Genomic DNA, 344 nt, shown 5'->3' with positions numbered 1-344 from the left:
AAACCTGCGTCGACCGCGGCGCGCGAAGCACCGACGGCAGCGCCCAGCTTGTCGGCCAAGGCGTACAGGTGTTTGAAGTTGTCGCCGTTCTGCATGCCGCGGCCGCCGGAAACGACGATCTTGGCAGCGGTCAGTTCCGGACGATCGGACTTGGCCAGTTCTTCACCTACGAAGCTGGAGATGCCAGCGTCGTGAGCAGCAGCAACAGCTTCAACGGCAGCCGAACCACCTTCAGCGGCAACCGGGTCGAAACCGGTGGCACGCACGGTGATCACTTTCACCGCAGCGTTCGATTGAACGGTAGCGATAGCGTTACCGGCGTAGATCGGACGCTTGAAGGTGTC

At 61.9% G+C, this 344-nt stretch carries 1 protein-coding gene; it reads right to left on the bottom strand.

Annotated features, from left to right (window positions below; all coding sequences use genetic code 11):
• A partial coding sequence (locus KVG88_RS30980) for an electron transfer flavoprotein subunit alpha/FixB family protein (protein WP_217873644.1) occupies window positions 1–344 on the bottom strand: 344 nt, incomplete at both ends.

The organism is Pseudomonas azerbaijanoccidentalis (genome assembly GCF_019145495.1).
Classification (GTDB): Bacteria; Pseudomonadota; Gammaproteobacteria; order Pseudomonadales; family Pseudomonadaceae; genus Aquipseudomonas; species Aquipseudomonas azerbaijanoccidentalis.
This window is presented reverse-complemented; position numbering and strand designations above follow the sequence as displayed.